This window comes from Citrobacter sp. RHBSTW-00671 (assembly GCF_014103415.1).
Taxonomy (GTDB): Bacteria; Pseudomonadota; Gammaproteobacteria; order Enterobacterales; family Enterobacteriaceae; genus Citrobacter.
This window is the reverse complement of the sequence record NZ_JABXPR010000001.1, coordinates 23,514-39,545: the sequence shown is the minus strand read 5'-3', so window position 1 is coordinate 39,545 and position 16,032 is coordinate 23,514. Positions and strand designations below refer to the sequence as shown.

Genomic DNA, 16,032 nt, shown 5'->3' with positions numbered 1-16,032 from the left:
ACCGGGGATGCGCCGGGTTACCCGGCGGTCAGTGTCGTGCATTCGGGCATATCAGCCAGAACCTTGTGAACGTTTCCAGCCGAAGGGGTAAAGTGCCCCACCTGTTTGTCGTTGACGTAAATCTCAAACGACGTTGCTTTTCTGATGGCATCAATGAACGACAGCCAGGCGTTGTCGCCGTTACGCCAGCCCAGAGAGGACGGCAGGGGGAACGTCTGGTCATCCGTGACGACGGTGATGGCGGTTTTCTCATCCTGTGAATCGGCACCGCTGCCGTCAGGCAGGGTGAGCATGACGTGATGCTGCAGGATATTCTGGTCGTCAGGGTTGCCGGTGCAGTTCAGGTTCATCATCACGTTTTCCGGGCTGGTGATGATGTACTCGGTGACGCCCATACCGAAGCCACTGCTCCACATATTGGGGACCGCCTGTGCCGTGATGGCAAAGGTCAGTAATCCTGCTGACAGGATGGCGTGCATGAATCGCATGGTATTTTTCCTTCTCAGTCAAAAATGTTGTTGGGGGGCAGCCGTGTTACATGAGTTGTTTACCCACGACGATAAGTCCGGCCAGCCAGCCGATATACTGTGGGCCCACAAGCCAGAACAGACGGGCCTTGAGTAATCCGGTCATTCCTTCGCGGGTGTATACCGCATCCGGCATCAGCCATTGTCGAAGAGCAGCACCGACCGTCATACCGGCTCCGGGCCCAAGCGTCATCCAGAACAGATATTCCATTCCCTGACCAAAACTGCGTATCTCGCCGGTACTCCCGAACACGTTAAACAGCACGACCACAAGCGCGATGGCGAAGGCAATCGCGAAATATTTAATGACAAGCGCCATGTTCAGATTTCCTTATTTTCTGCACTGCTGAGCAGCGCTCAGCATGTTGTCCATGAAGCGCGGGGGGACATAACCGTATTGCTGGTTCATTTTCTCCAGCTCCCCGTGCGTATATTTCGTTTTGAGGTCATCCCGGATACATCCGCAGACGGCGGTAGTACCGCCGCCTGATTTGCATCCCCGGATAAACTCGCGTTCATTTTTGTCGCCACAGCCGCTCAGGGTTACGGCAGACAACATCAGGGTGAAGAGCAGCAGAGGGCCTGCGACAGGTTTCACGATTTGACTCCTTTGGGTCTGGATGGATGTTCAGGGTGTTGTTCCCTGAAGGTGTGAATGACATCACTGATAAAGCGAAAGTGGGGCAGTGCGCTGATAAATCCCTCTTCAGTAATGAGCGAACTGATTTCGCTCCGGCGACGGAAGGTTTGCTCTGAGAGTGAGGCCGAGATAATGTCTTCCAGCCGGAACACCCGAAGGCTCCCCCGGCAACAGACGACCAGATACCAGTGCTGATGCCGGTAAATCAGGCGGTAAGGCTCCTGCTCATCGTGACGGACACCGCCGACCAGCAGACTGACCACCCGGTGATGACAAATGGCTTCGGCCAGACGATGAAAACTGTCAGCCTGTGTCCATGCTGGCGGTAAGTCGTGCCAGATAAAGCAGGGTGAGGTGCCCGTTTCATTCATCAGCAGGTGCATCAGTTGCCGGTTCTGCGACGGGATAATGCGTGCGATACCGGTACTGCGGGCAAAGGAAACGGCCCCCGGAGAGTGATCACGCGTGGCGCTCTCACTGAGCCGATACGTGCCGTTCTCCCCGATAATGTCGAGGTGGACCAGCCGTTGATGTAAGTCACGACGCAGGGTGCGTATCGATACACCAAACTCACCGGACAGTGTCTGAAGGGTCAGCGTTTCTCCGGCCATTAACCGGCTGATAATGACCGACAATCTGACGGCCAGCCGGTCGTAGCGGGCCTCTTCATCGGGTCGTTGCATGGACGCTCCGTGTGCGATAAATAGGTTGATATTTCATGCGGTTATTATGCGGGCGGGGAGGGACACGTTATGTCCATCCCCCGTAATGGCGGAAAAGAAAAAGTAAAATTCATCTTTCAGTAAACAGGAGAATTAACAAAGGGTTAGTGCCAGGTAGCTGAAATGACGACAGCATGCTGACACGCCCTGTCATCAGTCGTGCCGTAGCGAGTACGGTCAGCGGCTCAGGCTTTGTGCAGGATGGGCTGACCCTTATTAACGTTACGGTGCACTGAAGATATGCTCGCACTGCGTGCAGCCGTATTCATCAAAGACGGTACCGTCCAGTTGTTCTCCGGCCAGAGAGCCTGCCACCGCACCAGCACAGGCGCCGGACAGAAAACCAATGAGGCCTCCGGCTATCGTACCGACAACCGGAATGACTGAACCTATCAGCGCACCGGTGGAGGCTCCTTCAAGCCCGGCAATGCCTCCGGCTGTTGCGCCAATGACCCCACCCGTCTTTTTACCCACATGGCGCAGTCGTATGTTTTGCGAACCGCAATTCGGACAATGCATTTCTTTCTCCCTTATTACTGGCAATAAATAGCCGCCTTCATGAGCTGGCGGACCGTGTATCAGAGAGACCTGGGTACCGGAACAGAAAGCATAGCTGTGACTTAGCGCGAGAAGCATACGCACGGGTATTTTGTGGGACAGTTGACCCGGGAGAAGGAATAACGACGGTAACAGGGTATCGGGACCCCGTTTGTTCTTACTGGACACATTAACCTCCGTGAGTGAAATAACAAAACGGCAGCACTTCTGCTGCCGTTCTCACACCGGTAATATAGGTCTGAAATTATTTTGAATGTCATTTCTGGTCTGTATTACTGCCTCCGCTCACCTTGTTTTTAGCGCAAAGCCCTCACTCACCACCACAGGTTTTTCGGTAATGGTCATTAATCAGCATTTCCAGCATATCACTGATGCGAACTCCGCTACGTTCTGCCATAAAGTCCAGTCGAGTTTTTGTTTCGTTCTTCAGGTACGTATTGAGTGCTTTTTTATCGGTACGGGACTGACGTAATTTTTGCTGGTTCCAGGCTTTATTCAGGTTCAGAAGGAATAAACGCTTTGTATCCGGTGCATCGTCCCATAAGTCGATCGCCGTGCGCAGGGCTAAATTGCGTTCAGAATGACTCAGGGGGGTAAACCAGGTACTCATTCCTGGCGTTGAAATATTTAATGAGAGCCCGATAGTGGGCGCATTTCTTTCTTCCTGAAGCGATTTGAGGCTGTTCCATGCCCACAGTACCGCGTCTTCTTCATTAGGTAACCATTTCAGCGGAGCTGGTTTGCTGTAAATATTTTTCCACTGGTCTTTCAGCCTGTCCATGACCTGGCGCTTGAGATGATTTACCGGTGGGGTCGGAATAATAATGTTGTCGAAAAAAGAGATGATAATATTAATTCTTTCCTGGTGGCTTGTCGGAGATACACTCAGATTCATTCGCTGATACCAGTTCTTTCCGAACTCTGCATTTGCTGGTTTGTCAATACCAAGTTCGTAGTCTCCGGCCTTGCAAATATACGCCCATAACCAGAATGTTGCCCGTTCATCCTGTTCTAGCCAGTCAAAACTTTCCAGCGGAAGGATGTTTTCATCACGGGCTGTTTCCATATCAGAAAAAAGTCTTGCCCGCTGTTCTGCATTCGGTATGAACTGATTAATCAGTTTGTTGAGTGCCTGTCGACAACTTTCTGCATCCTGGTGAGGAATGTCACGGGTGTTAATTATTTTATTAATACCCAGCCACCCGGCATAAAAAGCACAGACTCTCAGGTCACGGGTTTTTATAAGATGTTGTCTGCCATTGTCGTAATGTACAACCATTGTGGATACCTGTAATCGTAAACTACATAGTAGTGGTTATGGTGGTGATTGTTGTAGCTACACAGTATCACGATGATGGTTTTATCGTCACTTAAAAACACATCTGGTAGTCATCGTGAGGTTTTATTGTTGATTTATACTGGTTTTGACAAGGTTTTACCATGGTTTTAAAGTTGTCATTTTCTTTGTTTATCTCTCAGATGCTTCTCTGTTTACTGGATGAGTATCGTCTCAATAGGTTATCTTGTTCTCCTGCATGCTTTCGTTTTCATCCCCATCATGGTGCCTGGTTCGCTTCAGGGGGCATTTCTGGTATCAGGTCGGGCTGCCATGAGGTATTTCCATTTTGTTGCTCATAATCAGGATTGAGGGCTTCTGCGGGCAGTGATGATACGGGGTTAATTTGATTGAGGTTATTTGATATGACGTGGTGTCTATTTTCATGTTATTGAAAAAAGATAATTCCAGAGTAACTGATGCAGGCGTTTGTTGTAGGTAAGTGCTGTATGGCGTGGTTATCTTCATAGCTATTGTTATGCCTGGCGTGTTGGATTGGTATTAATATATTAAAGAAGGGGTCTTATCATTTGTAACAGTAATCGATGATGTGTTATCAGTAAGTGGGTTATGCCTGGGAGGTATTATTATCTGAAGGTATTCACTAAGGGGATAGTACTATTGGATGGTATCCATTGAGCAATCATTGCCATCAGGTAAGAAATACACCATTCAATGTAGTCACAACCTGAATGTTTAGCACTCATTAAAAATCTATCATTAAGAAAACAGAATTGAATTGAGTCGATATTACCATTGACTAGTCCTCGTCAGGATAAAAGTGAAGATGATTAACATCAGTAATCTAATAATCATAACGACAGGGTGGTTACTGGTTAACAGTAACGTTTTGGGTGAATGGTCATGCCTGAAAATCAGCAGGTGAGTATCAATGGTTTATTACTGGTCTGCGTATTAGTGATGAGCGTTAAATGCTCAGTCAGTGAACTAACCTGTAGTAAGCCTGTCGGTATTGCTCTGTCTGCCTGATATTGACGCTTACAATACCTGTCAGTTACAGATACTACGGTGACCCGTTATCCCTGAAAGTTTTTTGATATGTGTAAACAAGGCCATTGGTAACGACTGTAAACGGGGCATTATCCGTGTTGGTGATAATAGTCATGATTGTATCGTAAACAGAATAACCCGATTGAGGTGACGTGGAATAGGGTGATTATCCTGGTAATCACCGCAAGCTATTTAATAAGTAATTGAGCGCTGTAGTGTCTTATACCGCCATAGCTTCCTGTGAGCCTGCATAAGCGCATTGAATAACACGATAGTGGAAATCTGTGGTTAGTATGAATATGGCGCTCCTGATGCGTTACAGGGCGTTTTAGCAGTAGTCCCGATAACGATTATTTATCGGGCTTATTGAACGGGGTAATAATATCATGACAGCAATGAGGGACTGGTACAGGGGCTCTTGCCCCGGGTATATACATCCCTCTGGGGTAATATTTGCTTTTCAGGGTAACCACAACCTATTTTGGGTCCAGGTCAATACAAGGGCATCGCAATCTTCAGCTGCTTCTGTAAGCCAGAATTGCAGCGACTTAACAGTTTCGATCTTCGCTACTGGCCTGACATTGCCGGGATCATTCGCTCACTGGGGATGGAAGAGGTGGAGGTAACATTCAGGGATGAAGCGACAGAGGCAATTATCAACGCCCGCAGACCTTCACAGACGGATTTCTTCAGAGCGTTATTCGATAACATCAGTAACCAAAAAACCGGGGATTACTACGCCTTGTCACGGAGTTTTAAACTCTCCGATACAGCACTGGCGACGATTTGTAATATCACCCGTGATTTGCCACCCGATGAACTCGTTGACGCCGCTTATGTCAAGCGTACCCGCCATCGTCTAACGGGAAGACTGTTTTTTCGCAGCCTTCGGGTCACCCGGCATTAGAACCGATTTCTGAGAGGCGATTACCCTTTACGCAATCATTCTGCCAGCCACGATATTTTACTGAAGCCAGCCGTCTCTGAGGGATCGACTGGCGGACTCGCTGAAGGCAATAAGTTTTTTTTAACAGCACCGGTAATGGTTATGAACGATAACCCACCGGAGTCCATTTTAATGAGTTACACATACGACCCTTACTGGCAGCAACGCATCGCTGATACCTTCAGTTGCGCTCTTAACGCTTACACCCGCTTACTGGCCCTGCGTGTTGACCTCCGTCTGCCGGATACGCCAGCGGCCACCGATGCTGCTGTTATCTCCCGCTTCACCGATTCCCTGAAAGCCCGGATTGATGCCCTTCAGACGCGTCAACGTCGCGAGGGCAAACGCGTCTGGCCGACCACGCTGCGTTTTATCTGGGCGCGGGAGTTTGGTGAAATCAAAGGGAAGAAGCATTACCACGCGGTGCTGTTGCTGAACCGCGATACGTGGTGCGGACCGGGAGATTACAAAGACCCGGATTCGCTTGCAGGTATGATTAAACAAGCGTGGTGCAGCGCCCTGAAGGTGGATGCACAGGCGCATGCCGTTCTGGCTCGTTTCCCGGCGAGTCCAGTCTCATGGTTGACACGTGGCGATGGTGCTCAACTGCAACAGGCCCTGTCGCAGGCGGCCTATTTAGCCAAGCTGGAGACCAAAATCACCGGTGACGGTGAGCGTAACTTCGGTTGCAGCCGTGGCTGAGCCAGACATATCTCGATTCATCAGGCCTGATTGTGCGGGCCGGGTAATTTTTTACAACGTTCCCCTATCCTCTGAGGCGAACCGGTAACCCCATGATTCAACCACCACCGGACGTCTCCCGATAGCCATATCCTCAGAGGGAGAAAAATACCATGACCACGTTGAATACGAATATTAATGCCAGCCCTGACACACTGCTTTCAGCTCAGGACCCGCTTATCGACATGACCTTTATCACCACGTTTACCGGGATGACCGACAAATGGTTTTACAAACTGATTGGCGACGGGTTGTTTCCGAAACCCATCAAGCTGGGGCGCAGCTCCCGCTGGCGCAGAAGCGAGGTGGAAGCCTGGATGCAGCAGCGTATTGCTGATTCCCGTGGCGTCTGAGCAGGGAGGATATCTGAATGGAAAAACGACGCCGCACTCAGCCACAGGCCATCCCGGTTCGCTGGACGTGTCCCCGTTGCCGGCGACAGTACTGTGGCGCCAGACCCTGTCCCGTTTGTTTCAGACCCACCGACGCACCTGCGCAACCGTAACCTTTCTGTATTCCGGTGCCGACCACCAACCGTACCGACCCGCTAACGCATAACTGAACCGCCATTCACCCTGCCACGCTGCCCGTACCGGGACGGCTGACGCCTGCGTGTCGTCTGGCGGTAAGGAGAGTACCACTATGTATGCAAAATCGTTTATGGCTCTGGACGGCAACGGCCGTCTCACGGGAGCCATAACCGCGCAGACCGCGCCGTATGACCGCTACAGCTGCCATCTGTGTGCCAGTGCCCTGCAGTACCATCCTGAATACGACACCGAACGTCCGTGGTTTGAACATCATGCAGCAAAGCTTTCGGAGAACGGTCGACAGCACTGCCCGTATGTAAAGCCCGGGGTGAGGGAGACCCGCCATATCCGGCAACTGCAGTCTTATGTACCGGAAGCCCGTCCCCTGGTTTTCTACGCAGACTGGCACTGTCACGGCTGCGGCAGTGATTACCACGGTGAGCGCTACTGCCTCACCTGCCGGACGGGCGAGCACAGTGATGTGCGTGCTGATACCAACCGGATAGAGGAAGTGACGGCATGCGCATGCTGAAATGTTATCTGGCCAATGACCGCGAAGGCCACTTCGCGACAGCCGGGGAGGCCGTGAGTGCGCCGGGGCAGATATGGAGCTGCGCGTCCTGCGGCTGTCGACTGGTGCTCCATGCGGGGACATACGGGGAGCCGCCGTGGTTTGAACATGACCAGCAGAGCGTGGCCCGGCATGTGCTGATGGCCTGCGCCCACCTTGACCCGGAAGTGAAAACCGAAGCCCGGCACCGAAAGCTGCGCAGTCTCATCAACGGGCTGGAAGCGACGGTAATGGTGCTCTCCTGGTACTGCGTGTGGTGCGGCGACCATTACCAGGGCGTGAAGCACTGTCCCCGGTGTCTGACTGGTATCTACAGCATCGAAGAAGCGCACTGGCAGAGAAACTACTGCTGCAGTACCAGATAGTTCCCCGTCTTTATGAACCAGATACCGCCGTAGAGGCGGTGTCCTCCCTGATTTAACCTAAAGAGAGTCTGCATTATGAATCATTCTTACATACGGGCGTCTGATGCTGTCAGCGCGGATGCCGTCAGCACGCGTGCATTTCTGCAACAGGCCGTTGACCATTACCCGCGACTGGCGGCATTCAGCTTTACGCTGGCGCTACCGTATCGTGAAGCCATGAGCGAATACCGGTCATTGATTCTGCGTTTTCACTCTGAAGTCTGGCAGCGCACCGGCGAATATTCGCGCCAGCGTCAGCAGGCACGACATCGTTCACTCCCGACGCTGTTACGCTGGATATGGGAGACGGCCAGCGCACCGGAGTGCAAAATGGTGCTGCTGCTCAATCTCGATACGCTGGGTACAGGGCGAAACCTGCAACTGACCGACAGTGCGCCTCCGGGGCTTAACGCCATCATCGCCGACGCATGGCAAAAGGTGACCGGTACCGCCTGCACTGACGGCGTAACGAGTATGACGCAGATCATTATTAACCGCGTCGCTCAGGGAGTCTTCGCAACACCCTTTAACCAGCTTACCGTGCATGTTAAGGCCATGTCAGAGCCAATAGCAACGGCCAGAACGGGGATGATTTGTCCGTGAAAGTAATAGCTTCTCTAATTAATGGGGGAGTTATCCAGGTCTTCCCCGGTGTCTGCAGCGCCGATATAATCCCTGAATGAAAAAAGCTCACGATACCTTACCCCCGGAACAAACCGTCACAGCACTTGCGCATTTCGCCTGGTGCGCCCTTGTCGCCTTACGTACCGCTCAGCAGGATGGTCAGGCATTGTCGCCACTCAGCACGCATGCATTTATACTGCGCTGGTTAACGGTGGCGTATAAGCAAAAACGGTTTCCACGTGCAATCGCATCTGATATTGAGGGATTGCTGACGCTGGGGCGTAACAAAGGCCTTGCCGCCAGCTTATTCAGTCGTCTGGAATATCTGTGGTCTTCGTGCACCGGACCGGTGTCAGCGCAGTCGGATTTGTATCGGCTGACGTACGCAATTGAACAGCTTAAATCGCGGGGCTGGGTCAATGCAGCGGTGAGTGACAGGGACTGGGACAATGAAACGCTTCTGGTCCTGGAATACAGCGATGCGAATGCACTGCTGGTAAGGAAGTCGGCACTGACCTGCGGATTTTCGGATGGAGGGAAACTCGTTGCGCCGGTTGAGTTTCTTGTGAATGGCGACTTGTCAGCCTGTATGGCTGTTTTTGCGGCTCATACACTGTCGGCTGTCATGCTGGAGTCGAATCGGATCGTGTTACAACCTTGAGCAGTAAAACAACCGTTCTCAACCCGCAGCAAAGCTCATCACTGTCCACGTCTGTCTTTCTGTAAACCGAACGGGTGTTGTTCCTGGTCGCGCTAATGCACCGGCGGCTGAGATATTCATATCGCTGGTACAGGTATGAGATATGCGTAAAGTCCGGGCGTTGCAATTCCTTTAATCTGAAAAAAATAAATAAGCCCGGTTTACGTGAATAATAAGAAATGATGGAAACCTGAAACTGTCGCCAGTTTTTCACATGCTCAGTCACGTCCAGCTTCTCAATTTCTGATAAAAGTACAAAATCAGATATTTCACGTGACTGGTGATATTTTGTACAAATATACACCCTAAGCCAAATTGATCATTTTCTGTGCATCCTTATCCCGCGGGGCCTGAAGGGTTATGGTGTAAAATTCTTATAAATCAGAAAGATGATATTTTTTTGTTAAAAGCCAGGAATGTAAATCTTTGTTACATTTTTTCATTTTCGATCTGGCAGGGAACGTTCCCAAACTCCAGCCATTGGGCCTTATCCGAAATTTTTCATTTCAGACAAATACCCAGAAAATACAGTGTCGACATGCTGGTGGATGGAATGCGCCCGCTTTTTTTGGTTCCGGGATTTTTATTTACGTCGGATGACGCGAACCGGAAAGTTGTTCTGGCTGGGTAATTTTTTCTTATTTATTTTTCACTGGCATTGACCGTTTCTATCACTCCATAGAACAGGGACAGCCATGTCTAATTCTTCCTTTCAGTCCGAAATCCCTAAAGCGCGTATTAATTTAAAACTTGATTTGCATACCGGTGGTGCGAGCAAGAAAACGGAGCTCCCCCTGAAATTGCTCGTGGCGGGCGACTTCAGTAATGGTCAGGAGTCTGCCCCTTGTCTGAGCGCAAAAAAGTTGATTTGAATAAAAATAATTGTGATTCTGTCATTTCTGAATATTCCCCAAAAGTCAATCTTACCGTTAAAAACACGCTTGCTGATGATGGCAGTGAAGACAACATCAGTCTGACCTTCCGGAGCATGAAGGACTACCAGCGTCGGTGAGACATCCGCGTCATACAACTCTTTGAACGCAGCCACTATCTCACGGGTGGTCATCCCTTTGGCGTACAGTGACAGGATTTGGTTATCCATCCCGGTGATCCGGGTCTGGTTTTTCTTCACCAGTTGGGGCTCGAAGGAGCCGTCACGATCGCACGGCGTACGCAGTTCCAGCGGGCCATCGCCGGTGGTAACGGTTTTTGTGAAATAGCCGTTGCGGGAGTTGGCACCCGGTTTAGACTGATGTTTACCGTAGCCGAGGTGATGGAGCATTTCGGCGTTGAGGCGGCGCTCAACGCTGATTTTTTTCAGCAGGCGATCGAACTGGTTGAGATCGTCAGGGGTTTTGAGATTTTTGGTCAGTTCGTTAGCCAGAGCCTACAACTGTTTTTCGTCCATAAAGTAACCTGCTTTTGATGTTGAATTGAACATATCAAAATCAGGCAATTACACAAACTTGTGTACAGGCTCCATACAGCTAACCCGGCCCGTCACATCGTAATGTCAACCCGTAATGCATAACATCATGCAGCGTTCCATTAATGAGTCGGGAATCATATTCAACCTTCTTGAATCGCCACGGGTAATCTAGACACTTCCGAGCCGTTGATGGACTGACCCCACCCCGGTAGACGATCCTGCCCTATAGTAACGAGCGCATGGCAGACATGTCCCCGTTCTGGATGCTAAATGTTCTGAACAGCGCCGAACTGGTACTGGGGCAGTATCAGCGCCTGCAGCACAGCCCGCCAAGTACTGTGGTTCCGACCTTAATGGGGGCCGCCAGCTGTCAGTAAAGGTCAGTGTCTGACCCCGGAGACACGCGGACAGCCAAGCACCTACCAATCATCTGCTGGTCCCGCGCTAGCAAATCAGCCAGTTGCGTAAAGAAATGCGGCATGTTGTGCCGCTGGTTCTGAATGGTCAGGTTGGCAGCGCGATGACGAATGACATGCTGCCGCAGGCGGCTATCCCGGGAGAAGGGGGAAGGTCTGGCGTGAGTCTTCAGCGGTGAGCTCAATTGCTGCATGGGTCACTACCTTCGCCATATCTTGAGCATACTACCGGAGTAGTCCAGCAACAAAGTGGCCGAACTACTTCCATGGAACGTGGTTCTTCCCGATAAATAATCGTCAATACGGCGCTCGTTTAACGCTTACACATTAAATATTAATTAAGCCTGATTGGATGTTTTTCATTTTTTTTAATTGGTGTGCTTGACCTTCCAGTAACATCAACCTTTAGCCTTGTAAGAAATTGCTACAGCGCCGTTTTCGGATGGGCCGGGGCTGCCTGTGGCGTATGCAAGGATCACTGTTATGAAAATGAAAATTGGGGTTCTGATTGTGTCGGCCGCAATCATCGCCACTGCCGGGATTGCGTTTGCCCGGGATAGTGGCGGCAACGATGAGCCGGCCGCAGCGGCCGCACCTATGGCTCCCCAGGTTCCCGTAGCCGAAGTGCTCTCGCGTCAGATAGTCCCTTCGGCAGAGTTTACCGGTTCATTGGCGGCCCCAAAAACCGTAGAGCTACGCCCACGCGTTGGCGGTACCATCGACGCTGTCAGCGTACCTGAAGGCAGCATGGTGCGTCAGGGGCAGCTGCTGTTCCAAATTGATCCTCGTCCATTCCAGGTGGCTCTTGACAGCGCGCAAGCACGACTCAAGCAGGCAGAAGCGCTGGCTATCCAGGCCAATCGCGATTTTGAACGAGTTGGTCGGCTGGTGAACAATGGCGCGGTATCCCGGAAAGATTACGATGACGCCGCTTCTACACGTCATGCTCGTCAGGCTGAGGTGCAGGCTGCAAAGGCCGAGGTTGCGGCGGCGAAACTGGACTTGTCTTATTCGCGCGTGGTGGCACCGATTACCGGCCGCGTGGATCGCATGCTGGTGACTGAGGGAAATCTGGTCAGCGGCGGTGGTACGGGATCTGCGACGCTATTGACAACGATTGTTTCCGTCAATCCGCTATACGCTTACTTTGATATTGACGAAGCGACGTTCCTTAATTCAGTCAGCAAGGCACGTCCTGACGCAGTTAACAAGGTGGAAGAGCGTTTACCCGTGCATGTTGGGCTGGCGACAGAAAAAGGTTTCCCGCATCAGGGAACGCTCGATTTTGTCGGGAATCAGATCGATCGTAGTACCGGTACTGTCAGGGTACGTGCCGTAATCCCTAACGACGATGGGAAACTGACGCCAGGTGCCTTTGCCCGCGTGCAGCTGGCCACCGGTGCGGCACATCAGGCGATTCTGATTGACGATCAGGCGATAGGGAGCGATCAGGGACGCAACTATGTCCTGGTGGTGGGTGCGGATAATAAGGCGCAGTATCGCCCGATTGAGCTGGGCGCGGTGGTTGATGGTTTGCGCGTGGTCAAGAGTGGCCTGAAAGCCGGTGAGAACATTATTATCAAGGGGCTGGTGCGTCCCGGTATGGCGGTGACGCCGCGTTTGACCCCGATGCAGGCTTCTGGCGCGTCGGTTAGCGAGGGGGAAAAAGCCGGCTCCGTTGAAGGGGGAGGCCAATAATGAAATTCCCACACTTCTTCATCCAGCGGCCTATTTTCGCGATTGTGTTATCGGTGTTTATGCTGATAGCTGGCGCTCTGGCTTTCTTTCAGCTTCCGCTGAGTGAATACCCATCGGTAACACCGCCTACCGTGCAGGTTTCGGCAAGCTACCCTGGTGCTAACCCTAAGGTGATTGCTGACACCGTTGCTGCTCCACTGGAACAGGCAATCAACGGGGTGGAAGGCATGTTGTACATGAGTTCCCAGATGTCTGCCGACGGTCGAATGGTCTTGACGATTTCATTCCGGCAGGGAACCGACCCCGATATTGCGCAGATTCAGGTGCAGAACCGGGTTTCTCGGGCCTTGCCGCGCTTGCCGACTGAGGTGCAGCAGATCGGTGTCGTGACGGAGAAAACGTCACCGGATATCCTCATGGTTGTGCATATATTTGCACAGGGCGATCGCTACGATCCGCTTTATGTTTCCAACTATGCCATGTTGAACGTGCGTGATGAGCTATCACGCTTGCCAGGTATTGCCAGCGTCACGCTTGGGGGCGAGGGTGAATACGCGATGCGCGTCTGGCTGGATCCGACCAAAGTCGCTTCCCGCGGTTTGACGGCCAGTGATGTGACCGCAGCAATTCGTGAGCAGAATGTCCAGGTCGCGGCCGGTTCTGTCGGTCAACAGCCGAACAGCTCCTCTGCCTTCGAAGTCAGTATCAATGCCCAGGGGCGTCTGACCACCGTTGAGCAGTTTGGCGATATCGTGATCAAAGCTGGCGCTGACGGGCAGGTTACCCGCCTGCGCGATGTTGCGCGTCTGGAATTGGGATCGGACAACTATTCCCTGCGCAGCCTGCTGGACGATAAAAATGCCGTGGGTATGCACATCGTTATGACGCCAGGCGCCAATGCGCTGGACGTCTCTGCCTCGGTTCGGGCGACGATGGCGAGGCTGCAGGCCAACTTCCCGGAAGGTATCGAATACCGTATCGCTTATGACCCGACAGTGTTTGTCAGCGCCTCGTTGAAATCAGTGGCAATGACGTTGCTGGAGGCGACGGTGTTGGTGGTACTGGTGGTGATGCTGTTCCTGCAAACCTGGCGGGCTTCGATCATCCCTCTGGTCGCGGTACCTATTTCGTTGGTCGGTACTTTCGCCCTCATGTATTTGTTCGGCTTTTCGCTCAACACGCTGTCGTTGTTTGGTCTGGTGTTATCGATAGGTATCGTTGTCGATGATGCCATTGTGGTGGTTGAAAACGTCGAACGGCATATTGCACAGGGCCGTTCTCCGAAAGAAGCGGCAAGAAGGGCCATGGACGAGGTGACTGGCCCTATTTTAGCCATTACTTCCGTTTTGGCTGCTGTGTTTATTCCTTCTGCGTTCCTGTCAGGATTGCAGGGGGAGTTCTATCGCCAGTTCGCGCTGACCATCGCCATTTCGACGATCTTGTCTGCGATCAACTCGTTGACGTTGTCGCCGGCGCTGGCATCGGTTCTGCTTAGACCCCATCAGGATATGGCGCAGGCCGACAGGTTGACGCGCATCATGGATCGCGTATTCGGTGGTTTCTTCCGTCGCTTTAACGCTTTCTTCGATAGATTGTCGAACAACTACGTTGGCGCAGTCCGCCGGGCCGTACGCGGCAGTATCATCGTGCTGGTGCTGTATGCCGGTTTCCTGGGCCTGACACTGTTGGGGTTCCAGCAGGTTCCTAACGGTTTTGTGCCCGCTCAGGACAAATACTATCTGGTTGGGATTGCTCAATTGCCTTCCGGCGCCTCGTTGGATCGCACGGAAGCCGTAGTGAAAGAGATGTCCCGAATTGCGCTGGCGGAACCTGGAGTGGAAAGCGTCGTGGCGTTTCCTGGGTTGTCGGTAAACGGCCCTAACATGCCTAACTCCGCATTGATGTTTACCATGCTGAAACCCTTCAGTGAACGTAAGGATCCTTCGCTGTCTGCCGAGGCTATTGCCGGTAGCCTGATGGGGAAATTTAGCCAGATACCTGACGGTTTTGTCGGGATCTTCCCGCCACCACCGGTACCGGGGCTGGGCAGCATGGGAGGATTTAAACTCCAGATCGAAGACCGGGCAGGGCTTGGCTTTGAAGAGCTGACCCGTGTTCAAGGGATGGTTATGGCGAAGGCCATGCAGGCTCCTGAACTGGCAGGGATGATGGCCAGTTTCCAGACCAACGCACCTCAGTTGCAGGTTGATATCGACCGCGTCAAAGCCAAGTCTCAGGGCGTCGCACTGACCGATATCTTTGATACGTTGCAGGTGAATCTGGGGTCGCTGTATGTAAATGACTTTAACCGCTTCGGTCGTACGTATCGGGTGATCACTCAGGCGGATGCGCAATTCCGTATGCAGCCTGAAGATATCGGGTTGCTTAAAGTGCGTAATGCCGCGGGTGACATGATCCCACTGGGAACGCTGGTGAACATTACCCGTACCTCTGGACCAGACCGTGTTATGCGTTACAACGGTTATCCGTCGGCGGATATTACCGGTGGCGCAGCGCCTGGCTACTCCTCCGGACAGGCAACGGCAGCTATTGAGAAGATCGTTAGTGAAACGCTGCCTGAGGGAATGACATACGAATGGACCGATCTGACTTACCAGGAGAAGCAGACTGGCAACTCGGCGCTGTATATCTTCCCGTTGGCGGTGTTCCTGGCGTTCCTGATCCTGGCCGCACAATACAACAGCTGGTCGCTGCCGTTTGCGGTGCTGTTAATTGCCCCAATGGCATTACTTTCCGCGATCGCCGGGGTTTGGCTATCGAATGGAGATAACAACATCTTCACGCAGATTGGTTTTGTGGTGCTGGTGGGACTGGCGGCGAAAAACGCAATCCTGATCGTCGAGTTCGCTCGCGCCAGAGAGAGTGAAGGCGTCGATCCTCTGGCTGCCGTGCTGGAGGCCGCTCGCCTGCGTCTGCGCCCGATACTGATGACCTCGTTGGCATTTATTGCGGGGGTTGTGCCTTTGGTGATCGCGAGCGGTGCCGGTGCGGAAATGCGTCATGCCATGGGGATTGCCGTGTTTGCCGGGATGCTGGGGGTGACGCTGTTCGGACTCTTGTTGACGCCAGTGTTCTATGTCGTGGTCCGTAAGCTGGTTATTCGCCGGGAAATCAAGCAGGCACAGCGGGCAATCAGTGATTCACGGCCATGACGGGCG

16 protein-coding genes and 3 pseudogenes are annotated in these 16,032 nt (G+C 52.3%); 11 read left to right on the top strand and 8 right to left on the bottom strand.

Annotated features, from left to right (window positions below):
• Window positions 1-17 precede the first annotated feature (17 nt).
• The 6 genes from HV261_RS00210 to HV261_RS00185 all read right to left on the bottom strand — a co-directional run bounded on the left by HV261_RS00210 (window position 18) and on the right by HV261_RS00185 (window position 3,726).
• Entirely contained in the window at window positions 18-488 is a 471-nt protein-coding gene (locus HV261_RS00210; protein ID WP_009652431.1) for a YfjT/YkfB family phage-associated protein, read from the bottom strand.
• Between the two features lie 46 nt (window positions 489-534).
• Window positions 535-846: a hypothetical protein gene (locus tag HV261_RS00205; protein ID WP_009652410.1), complete on the bottom strand. Its 312-nt coding sequence runs from the start codon at window positions 844-846 to the stop codon at window positions 535-537.
• A gap of 12 nt (window positions 847-858) precedes the next feature.
• Window positions 859-1,125 carry a hypothetical protein gene (locus HV261_RS00200; RefSeq protein WP_032950091.1) on the bottom strand — a complete coding sequence of 89 codons (267 nt, stop codon included), beginning with the start codon at window positions 1,123-1,125 and terminating at the stop codon, window positions 859-861.
• A complete protein-coding gene (locus HV261_RS00195; RefSeq protein ID WP_009652433.1) occupies window positions 1,122-1,850 on the bottom strand; it encodes a helix-turn-helix transcriptional regulator in 729 nt (242 codons plus the stop codon). Before HV261_RS00195 ends, HV261_RS00200 begins: the two co-directional genes overlap by 4 nt.
• Window positions 1,851-2,111: 261 nt before the next feature.
• On the bottom strand, window positions 2,112-2,408 hold the full coding sequence (locus HV261_RS00190; protein WP_009652512.1) for a membrane protein: 297 nt from the start codon (window positions 2,406-2,408) through the stop codon (window positions 2,112-2,114).
• Window positions 2,409-2,757: 349 nt separating this feature from the next.
• Window positions 2,758-3,726 (bottom strand): hypothetical protein, encoded by a 969-nt coding sequence (locus HV261_RS00185; RefSeq protein WP_032950089.1) that lies wholly within the window; start codon window positions 3,724-3,726, stop codon window positions 2,758-2,760.
• A gap of 1,606 nt (window positions 3,727-5,332) precedes the next feature.
• Between HV261_RS00185 and HV261_RS00180 the strand changes: the two genes are divergently transcribed.
• From HV261_RS00180 to HV261_RS00170, 3 genes are all read left to right on the top strand, one after another.
• Window positions 5,333-5,701 (top strand): hypothetical protein, encoded by a 369-nt coding sequence (locus tag HV261_RS00180; RefSeq protein ID WP_009652475.1) that lies wholly within the window; start codon window positions 5,333-5,335, stop codon window positions 5,699-5,701.
• A gap of 171 nt (window positions 5,702-5,872) precedes the next feature.
• Window positions 5,873-6,442 carry an inovirus Gp2 family protein gene (locus tag HV261_RS00175; RefSeq protein WP_016154452.1) on the top strand — a complete coding sequence of 190 codons (570 nt, stop codon included), beginning with the start codon at window positions 5,873-5,875 and terminating at the stop codon, window positions 6,440-6,442.
• A gap of 152 nt (window positions 6,443-6,594) precedes the next feature.
• Window positions 6,595-6,834 carry a helix-turn-helix transcriptional regulator gene (locus tag HV261_RS00170; RefSeq protein ID WP_009652493.1) on the top strand — a complete coding sequence of 80 codons (240 nt, stop codon included), beginning with the start codon at window positions 6,595-6,597 and terminating at the stop codon, window positions 6,832-6,834.
• Between the two features lie 37 nt (window positions 6,835-6,871).
• Here HV261_RS00170 and HV261_RS00165 read toward each other — a convergent pair whose 3' ends face one another.
• On the bottom strand, window positions 6,872-7,051 hold the full coding sequence (locus HV261_RS00165) for a hypothetical protein (RefSeq protein WP_131334065.1): 180 nt from the start codon (window positions 7,049-7,051) through the stop codon (window positions 6,872-6,874).
• A 72-nt stretch (window positions 7,052-7,123) separates the two neighbouring features.
• On the opposite strand from HV261_RS00165, the gene HV261_RS00160 reads away from it, so the two are divergent.
• The 5 genes and pseudogenes from HV261_RS00160 to tssB all read left to right on the top strand — a co-directional run.
• The gene (locus HV261_RS00160; protein ID WP_016154451.1) at window positions 7,124-7,543 is read left to right on the top strand and encodes a putative zinc ribbon protein; all 420 of its coding nucleotides are present in this window, start codon (window positions 7,124-7,126) and stop codon (window positions 7,541-7,543) included.
• Complete coding sequence (locus HV261_RS00155) at window positions 7,531-7,947, top strand: putative zinc ribbon protein (RefSeq protein ID WP_009652429.1); 417 nt, start codon at window positions 7,531-7,533, stop codon at window positions 7,945-7,947. Before HV261_RS00160 ends, HV261_RS00155 begins: the two co-directional genes overlap by 13 nt.
• 75 nt (window positions 7,948-8,022) lie before the next feature.
• Window positions 8,023-8,589, top strand: a complete 567-nt coding sequence (locus HV261_RS00150; protein ID WP_009652434.1) for a UCP030791 family putative phage-derived protein — start codon at window positions 8,023-8,025, stop codon at window positions 8,587-8,589.
• Window positions 8,590-8,665: 76 nt separating this feature from the next.
• Complete coding sequence (locus HV261_RS00145) at window positions 8,666-9,271, top strand: DUF2913 family protein (RefSeq protein WP_023336638.1); 606 nt, start codon at window positions 8,666-8,668, stop codon at window positions 9,269-9,271.
• A gap of 734 nt (window positions 9,272-10,005) precedes the next feature.
• Window positions 10,006-10,310 (top strand): annotated as a pseudogene (gene tssB, locus HV261_RS00140) (type VI secretion system contractile sheath small subunit); the annotation flags it as partial.
• Here tssB and HV261_RS00135 read toward each other — a convergent pair.
• Window positions 10,308-10,694 (bottom strand): annotated as a pseudogene (locus HV261_RS00135) (transposase); the annotation flags it as partial. The pseudogenes tssB and HV261_RS00135 sit on opposite strands and share 3 nt — an antisense overlap.
• Before the next feature lie 272 nt (window positions 10,695-10,966).
• Here HV261_RS00135 and HV261_RS00130 point away from each other — a divergent pair.
• From HV261_RS00130 to HV261_RS00120, 3 genes and pseudogenes are all read left to right on the top strand, one after another.
• A pseudogene (locus HV261_RS00130) lies at window positions 10,967-11,092 on the top strand (hypothetical protein); the annotation flags it as partial.
• A gap of 546 nt (window positions 11,093-11,638) precedes the next feature.
• On the top strand, window positions 11,639-12,853 hold the full coding sequence (locus HV261_RS00125) for an efflux RND transporter periplasmic adaptor subunit (RefSeq protein ID WP_009652401.1): 1,215 nt from the start codon (window positions 11,639-11,641) through the stop codon (window positions 12,851-12,853).
• Window positions 12,853-16,026 (top strand): efflux RND transporter permease subunit, encoded by a 3,174-nt coding sequence (locus HV261_RS00120; protein WP_009652455.1) that lies wholly within the window; start codon window positions 12,853-12,855, stop codon window positions 16,024-16,026. The genes HV261_RS00125 and HV261_RS00120 overlap by 1 nt, the downstream gene beginning before the upstream one ends.
• Window positions 16,027-16,032: the final 6 nt, after the last annotated feature.

What these genes read in the sequence shown, in the direction of transcription:
- HV261_RS00210 (WP_009652431.1), bottom strand. Translation starts at nt 488, where the DNA reads ATGCGATTCATGCACGCCATCCTGTCAGCAGGATTACTGACCTTTGCC.
- HV261_RS00205 (WP_009652410.1), bottom strand. Translation starts at nt 846, where the DNA reads ATGGCGCTTGTCATTAAATATTTCGCGATTGCCTTCGCCATCGCGCTT.
- HV261_RS00195 (WP_009652433.1), bottom strand. Translation starts at nt 1,850, where the DNA reads ATGCAACGACCCGATGAAGAGGCCCGCTACGACCGGCTGGCCGTCAGA.
- HV261_RS00190 (WP_009652512.1), bottom strand. Translation starts at nt 2,408, where the DNA reads ATGCATTGTCCGAATTGCGGTTCGCAAAACATACGACTGCGCCATGTG.
- HV261_RS00185 (WP_032950089.1), bottom strand. Translation starts at nt 3,726, where the DNA reads ATGGTTGTACATTACGACAATGGCAGACAACATCTTATAAAAACCCGT.
- HV261_RS00175 (WP_016154452.1), top strand. Translation starts at nt 5,873, where the DNA reads ATGAGTTACACATACGACCCTTACTGGCAGCAACGCATCGCTGATACC.
- HV261_RS00170 (WP_009652493.1), top strand. Translation starts at nt 6,595, where the DNA reads ATGACCACGTTGAATACGAATATTAATGCCAGCCCTGACACACTGCTT.
- HV261_RS00165 (WP_131334065.1), bottom strand. Translation starts at nt 7,051, where the DNA reads ATGGCGGTTCAGTTATGCGTTAGCGGGTCGGTACGGTTGGTGGTCGGC.
- HV261_RS00160 (WP_016154451.1), top strand. Translation starts at nt 7,124, where the DNA reads ATGTATGCAAAATCGTTTATGGCTCTGGACGGCAACGGCCGTCTCACG.
- HV261_RS00155 (WP_009652429.1), top strand. Translation starts at nt 7,531, where the DNA reads ATGCGCATGCTGAAATGTTATCTGGCCAATGACCGCGAAGGCCACTTC.
- HV261_RS00150 (WP_009652434.1), top strand. Translation starts at nt 8,023, where the DNA reads ATGAATCATTCTTACATACGGGCGTCTGATGCTGTCAGCGCGGATGCC.
- HV261_RS00145 (WP_023336638.1), top strand. Translation starts at nt 8,666, where the DNA reads ATGAAAAAAGCTCACGATACCTTACCCCCGGAACAAACCGTCACAGCA.
- HV261_RS00125 (WP_009652401.1), top strand. Translation starts at nt 11,639, where the DNA reads ATGAAAATGAAAATTGGGGTTCTGATTGTGTCGGCCGCAATCATCGCC.
- HV261_RS00120 (WP_009652455.1), top strand. Translation starts at nt 12,853, where the DNA reads ATGAAATTCCCACACTTCTTCATCCAGCGGCCTATTTTCGCGATTGTG.